The organism is Kribbella sp. NPDC059898 (genome assembly GCF_042730855.1).
Lineage (GTDB): Bacteria > Actinomycetota > Actinomycetes > Propionibacteriales > Kribbellaceae > Kribbella.
On record NZ_JBHWKR010000009.1, the window covers coordinates 1 to 5247 of the forward strand.

At 70.2% G+C, this 5247-nt stretch carries 7 protein-coding genes; 2 read left to right on the top strand and 5 right to left on the bottom strand.

Annotated features, from left to right (window positions below; all coding sequences use genetic code 11):
- Nucleotides 1-57 precede the first annotated feature (57 nt).
- Both ACFV9C_RS26125 and ACFV9C_RS26130 read right to left on the bottom strand, forming a co-directional pair.
- Nucleotides 58-756 (bottom strand): alpha/beta fold hydrolase, encoded by a 699-nt coding sequence (locus ACFV9C_RS26125; RefSeq protein ID WP_380197635.1) that lies wholly within the window; start codon nucleotides 754-756, stop codon nucleotides 58-60.
- Nucleotides 753-1175: a MarR family winged helix-turn-helix transcriptional regulator gene (locus ACFV9C_RS26130; protein ID WP_380197638.1), complete on the bottom strand. Its 423-nt coding sequence runs from the start codon at nucleotides 1173-1175 to the stop codon at nucleotides 753-755. Before ACFV9C_RS26130 ends, ACFV9C_RS26125 begins: the two co-directional genes overlap by 4 nt.
- A 92-nt stretch (nucleotides 1176-1267) precedes the next feature.
- On the opposite strand from ACFV9C_RS26130, the gene ACFV9C_RS26135 reads away from it, so the two are divergent.
- Nucleotides 1268-2158 (top strand): LLM class flavin-dependent oxidoreductase, encoded by an 891-nt coding sequence (locus ACFV9C_RS26135; RefSeq protein ID WP_380197640.1) that lies wholly within the window; start codon nucleotides 1268-1270, stop codon nucleotides 2156-2158.
- 9 nt (nucleotides 2159-2167) lie between these two features.
- On the opposite strand, the gene ACFV9C_RS26140 is transcribed toward ACFV9C_RS26135, so the two are convergent.
- From ACFV9C_RS26140 to ACFV9C_RS26150, 3 genes are read right to left on the bottom strand one after another with little or no spacing between them, the layout of a single operon-like run.
- Entirely contained in the window at nucleotides 2168-2971 is an 804-nt protein-coding gene (locus tag ACFV9C_RS26140; RefSeq protein ID WP_380197643.1) for an aldo/keto reductase, read from the bottom strand.
- Complete coding sequence (locus tag ACFV9C_RS26145; protein WP_380197644.1) at nucleotides 2968-3648, bottom strand: RraA family protein; 681 nt, start codon at nucleotides 3646-3648, stop codon at nucleotides 2968-2970. The genes ACFV9C_RS26140 and ACFV9C_RS26145 overlap by 4 nt, the downstream gene beginning before the upstream one ends.
- Nucleotides 3649-3673: 25 nt before the next feature.
- Nucleotides 3674-4213 carry an AAA family ATPase gene (locus ACFV9C_RS26150; RefSeq protein WP_380197646.1) on the bottom strand — a complete coding sequence of 180 codons (540 nt, stop codon included), beginning with the start codon at nucleotides 4211-4213 and terminating at the stop codon, nucleotides 3674-3676.
- An 84-nt stretch (nucleotides 4214-4297) separates the two neighbouring features.
- Here ACFV9C_RS26150 and ACFV9C_RS26155 point away from each other — a divergent pair.
- Nucleotides 4298-5247: helix-turn-helix domain-containing protein (locus ACFV9C_RS26155; protein WP_380197648.1), on the top strand; the 950-nt coding region annotated here is incomplete at its 3' end.

Consider the following 5247-nt stretch of genomic DNA (forward strand, 5'->3'; position numbering starts at 1 on the left):
ATGGTACTGCGACCGGGAGGTCGTGGGAGAGTAGGACGCCGCCGGACATTCACACTGTTAAGGGCCACCCCCACTGGGGGTGGCCCTTAACATTTGTGTGCTTATGCGGTCGGCAACCCGTCGGCCATCGGCGGAGGCGTCACCCAGACCGCAGGTGGTGTGGTTCAGCCCCTCGAACTCCAGATACGTAACGCCGATCCCTTCGAGCACCGGCCGCAGCTTGCGGAAGCGCCGGAACGCCGGATCAGCAGTCCCCATGTACGCCACCCGGCGCCCCGGATAGCACCGGAGCTCATGGTGCCAGTCGTATGACCGGTATGCCCGCCAGAACTCCAGCGCCGGCCGCGGTAGCCGTGGCTCCCGTTCCAGCCGTCGCATCTCCGCGTCGGTCACCATCCCGATCGGTACGACGCCACCCATGACGAGGGCGTGAGCCCGCGAGGTCGACCGGGCCGCCATTGCCGCCATACAGGCCGTCTGTGAGAACCCCCAGACACCGAACCGTTCGACGCCTTCGTGATCGAGTACGGCGAGCACCTGGTCGCCGATTCTGCCGAAGTCGTACGTGTTCGGCCGGTCGCTCGCCCCGAACCCGACCGGATGGATCTGGAAGACCCGGAACCGCCCCGCCAGGTACGCGCTGATCGCGTGGTCCAGCGGCCGGCGATTGTTCTTCAGCAGGACGAGCGCCGGCCCGGAACCGCTGACCCGGTAGGCGATCCGCGCGCCGGCCAGTTCGACGTACCGGTAAGTCATCGAAGAATGGACCGTAGGGCGGCGGTCACGGCGGTGCGGGTTGCCGCGGGGAGCGCGGCGGTGAGGGTGTTGATCCGGTCGACGACCGCGTTGTGGACCTCGTGAGCCAGGTTCAGGCCGTCAGGGGTGAGCTCGATGCGGAAGGCGCGGCGGTCGCCGGGGATCGGCGTACGGGCGACCAGGGTGCGGCGTTCGAGGCGGTCGACCATGCTGGTGAGGCTCGAGCGTTCGATACTCAGGATCCGGCTCAGGTCGGTCATCCCCTGCGGTCCGGCGATCAGTACACAGAGCAGCCGCGCCTGCTGCGACGTGAGGCCGAGCGGCCGGCTGGTCTCGGCGTGCAGGTCCTGCAGCAAGTGCATCGTCTGCACCAGTGCACTCGCCAGATCCGTGTCCTGAGCCGCCGTCGTCGTCACCATGTCTCACATGATAGTCCGCTGGACTAATAGTTTGCTGTTCTAAGTATCCGTGCTACAACTAGTTCGAACAGCAAACTATCTGAGGAGTCGATATGAACCTGCGGTTCGGATACGGATCGCCGGACTCGGTACGGGACGTGGCCACGATCGTGCGGCTCGCCCAGCAGGCGGACGCCGACGGGCTCGACCACGTCAGCCTCGCCGATCACCCCTACGTCCCGGACATGCTCGACGGGTACGCCGCGATCGCGTTCCTGCTCGGGCGTACGGAGCGGCTGTCGGCGTTCGTCAACGTGACCAACCTGCCGCTGCGACCGGCGCCGGTGCTGGCCCGTACGGCGACCTCGCTCGCCGCACTGTCCAGCGGCCGGTTCGTCCTCGGGCTGGGCGCCGGCGGTGCATGGGACCGGATCACCACGATGGGTGTGCCCGAACTCCGTCCGGCCGAGGCGGTCGAGGCGTTCGAGGAGGCGATGCAGCTTGTCCACGGATTGTCCGACGGCGGTACGCCGAAGCCCACGAAGCACTACCCGATCGGCGCGCTGCGTCCGGCCGCCGTACCGGCACCGCTGATCTGGACCGGGTCGAACGGGCCGAAGTCCCTCGCCGCGACCGGTCGGCAGGCCGACGGCTGGATCCCAGGCCACGCCGCTGACTGGTTGAGCGATCGATACCGCTGGTCCCGGCCGATCATCGACGAGGCGGCGTTGGCGGTCGGGCGCAAGCCGTCGGACATCGGCACCATCTACAACTTTCCTGGCACGATCACGGCGGCGCCGCTTCAGCAGACCCGCGACGCCGAGGGCCGTTGGATCGGCGGCTCTCCCGCGCAGTGGATCGAAGAACTGACCGACGCCATCCTCAACCACAACGCCACCGGCTTCACCCTCTTTCCCCGGGGGAGCGAGCCGTACGACGTTCAACTCGAACGCTGGTCGCGGGAGGTCGTCCCCGGTATCCGCGCGGAGATCAGCCGGCACTGACCCAGCAGGTCAGCCCAGGGCGGCCAGGTCGTCCGGGGTGAGGTGGATGTCGGCGGCGGCGAGGTTCTCCTCGAGGTGCGGAACGGTGCCGGTGCCAGGGATGGCGAGGATGTTCGGGGAGTGGTGGAGCGTCCAGGCGAGGCGGATCTGCGCGGGCGTGACGCCGTGGGCGGCGGCGATCGCGGCGACGGTGGGGGACTCGACGGCGCCGGTGATGGAGCCGAACGGGACGTACGCGATGCCGCGGTCGGCGCAGTACCGGATGATCGCGTCCTCGGCGCCGCGGCGGTCGACGGCGTAGCTGTTCTGTACGCAGACCACCGGCGCGACCGCGAGCGCCTCCTCGACGTGGTCGAGTCGTACGTTCGAGACCCCGAGCTGCCTGATCAGCCCTTCCGAGCGGAGCTCGGCGAGCCACCCGAACCGTTCCGCGAGCGAGCCGTCGCCGGTGATCCGCAGGTTCACCACATCCAGACTGTCCACCCCGAGCTGCCGCAGGTTCGTCTCCACCTGGGCACGTAACTCACGCGCCGTGGTCGCGTTGTAGAACCCGCGCTCCGGATCGGTCCCCGGCCCGACCTTCGTGGTGATCGTCAGCCCCTCCGGGTACGGCGCCAGCGCCTCGCGGATCAGCTCGTTCGCGTACCGCGGCCCGCTCGCGTAGAACGCGGCCGTGTCGAGGTGATCCACCCCGAGCTCGACGGCGCGACGCAGTACGGCGATCGCGACCGAGCGGTCCGGGTTCGCGGTGAGCCGCATCGTGCCGAACCCGAGCCGGTTGACCGTGACGTCGCCCAGCCGCCAGGTGCTCATTCCTCGATCGCCCCGCGGACCGCCCGCAGATGCTGCCGGAACGTCAACGACGGATCCGCCGCCCGCTTCGCCAGGTACTCCGCGAAACCGACCTGTGTCCGCAGCGACCGTCCGGCGCGGATCTCCGCGGCCTGCCGGTGCTCGGTGTCCCGGATCCCCTCCGCCAACGCCTGCAGCTCGTCCACGCGATCCGCCGGTACGAAGATCGCCCCGTCCTGATCCGCGAGTACGACGTCGTCGCGGGTGACCGTCCACTCGCCGATCGTTGCCGTGGACAACGCATCGGCCGGTTGCGGGTCGAGCCGCAGCGGACCGGTCGGCAACGCACCGAGGCTGAACACCGGCAGCCCGATCGCGGTGATGTCGACCGTGTCGCGGTGCAGCCCCCAGATCACGATCCCGGCGACGCCGGCCGCCGCGGCCTCCAGCGCGACGAGGTCGCCGACGCAGGCCTCGTCGCGGCGTCCACCGTTGTCCACCACGAGTACGTCGCCCTCGGCCGCCGACTCGAACGCCTCCAGGAACACGTCCACGCTGCCCACATGCTGCGCCGGCAACACCCGCCCCACGACCCGCTCACCGACGACGGCCGTAACCGGCACCGTTCGTACCGGCACGCCCGCCCGGACACACGCGTCCGCCAGATGCGCCGTCGTCAACCCCTCCAGAATGCCCATGCCGCTAGTCCACCACGACCGGCCGTCAGCGCGACAAGAAGGCCATGATCTGGTCGAGCGGCGGCTCGGTGCTGGTGTCGACCGTGATCGACGGGACCGGGAGATCCACCGACTGGAAGGCGTTGTGGGTACGAACCCGCGCGTCCGGGCTGATCTTCGCGTCCTCGTGCGCCACCCGCCGTGGGTCCGACGCGGTGCGCGCGGTGATCCGTTCGAGCGCGACCTCGGCGGTGGTGGTGCAGTGCACGACCCGGATGTCGGCGCGGCCGAGCAGCGGGCTCAGGCCCGGGTTCCACAGCCGGTCCTGGAAGGCCGCCTCCGCGACCACCGTCGTACCGCGGCCGACCAGCAGGCCGACCACGTCGAAGAACGTCGACAGGGTCCGCATCGTCAGCGGGTCGCCGGGGCCCGGCACGAACCCCGGGGTCGCGTGCGCCATGCCCTCCTTGATCTCGTCCCGGCAGATCGCCGGGCAGCCGATCGCGGTCGCGATCCGGTGCGCCAGCGTCGTTTTCCCCGTCCCGGGCGGACCACTCACCACGACCAGCATAGGTTTCGACTGCACTCGCCGTACCTTAGTCGCGACCGCGGGTGCAGGGTGTAAAGCGCGTGTCAGGAACTGTCGGTGGGGGTGCGTACCGTGGTTCCGGTGACGATCTATTCGGCGGTCCGGACGACCGGGATCTACTGCCGGCCGGGCTGCGGTGCGAAGCCGCTCGCGGAGAACGTCCGCACGTTCGAGCACCCCGCCGCGGCCGAGGCGGCCGGGTATCGCGCGTGTCTGCGGTGCCGTCCGTACCGGATCTCCGGGACGGTGCCGGACGAGGCGCCCGAGCTGGTCTGCCGGGCCGTGCAGCTGATCATCGCCGGGCTGCTGGACGAGGCCGGCGAGGCGGCGCTCGGTGCGCGGCTCGGACTGTCGGTGCGGCAGTTGCGGCGGCTGTTCCACGAACACCTCGGCGCGACGCCGGACCAGTTCGCGCGGTCCCGGCGGGCGCATTTCGCGCGCCGGTTGCTGGACGACTCCGACCTGGGGATCGCGGAGGTCGCGTTCGCGTCCGGGTTCGGGAGTCTGCGGCAGTTCAACCGGGCGATGCGGGAGGTCTTCCGGGCCTCGCCACGAGAGCTCCGCGATCGCCGGCGTCGCGGTGATCGGCTCGCCGCGGACGGCGGTCTGGTGCTGCGGTTGCCGTTCACGCCGCCGTACGACTGGGCGGCGATGTGCGCGTTCTTCGCCGACCGGGCGATTCCGGGGGTGGAGTCGGTCGAGGACGGGGTGTATCGGCGGGTGGTCTCGCTGGACGGGGAGCCCGGGATGCTGGAGCTCGCCGCGGGCGGTGACGATCACCTGCTGCTGCGGGCACATCTCCCGTTCTGGGAGGGCGTCATCCACGTCGTCGACCGCGCCGCCCGCCTGGCCGGACTCGACCAACGACCACTCTCACTCCAAGAACAAACGATGCTCCATCCACTCCTCCACACTCAAGCACCCACCGCGACCGCCGCCTCCGCGACCGCGGCCTCCGCGACCGCGGCCTCCGCGACCGCGGCCTCCGCGACCGCGGCCTCCGCGACCGCGGCCTCCGCGACCGCGGCCTC

Bases quoted from the DNA above. Each gene is read 5' to 3' on its own strand.
- ACFV9C_RS26145 (WP_380197644.1), bottom strand. From the start codon at position 3,648: ATGGGCATTCTGGAGGGGTTGACGACGGCGCATCTGGCGGACGCGTGT.
- ACFV9C_RS26125 (WP_380197635.1), bottom strand. From the start codon at position 756: ATGACTTACCGGTACGTCGAACTGGCCGGCGCGCGGATCGCCTACCGG.
- ACFV9C_RS26140 (WP_380197643.1), bottom strand. From the start codon at position 2,971: ATGAGCACCTGGCGGCTGGGCGACGTCACGGTCAACCGGCTCGGGTTC.
- ACFV9C_RS26130 (WP_380197638.1), bottom strand. From the start codon at position 1,175: ATGGTGACGACGACGGCGGCTCAGGACACGGATCTGGCGAGTGCACTG.
- ACFV9C_RS26135 (WP_380197640.1), top strand. From the start codon at position 1,268: ATGAACCTGCGGTTCGGATACGGATCGCCGGACTCGGTACGGGACGTG.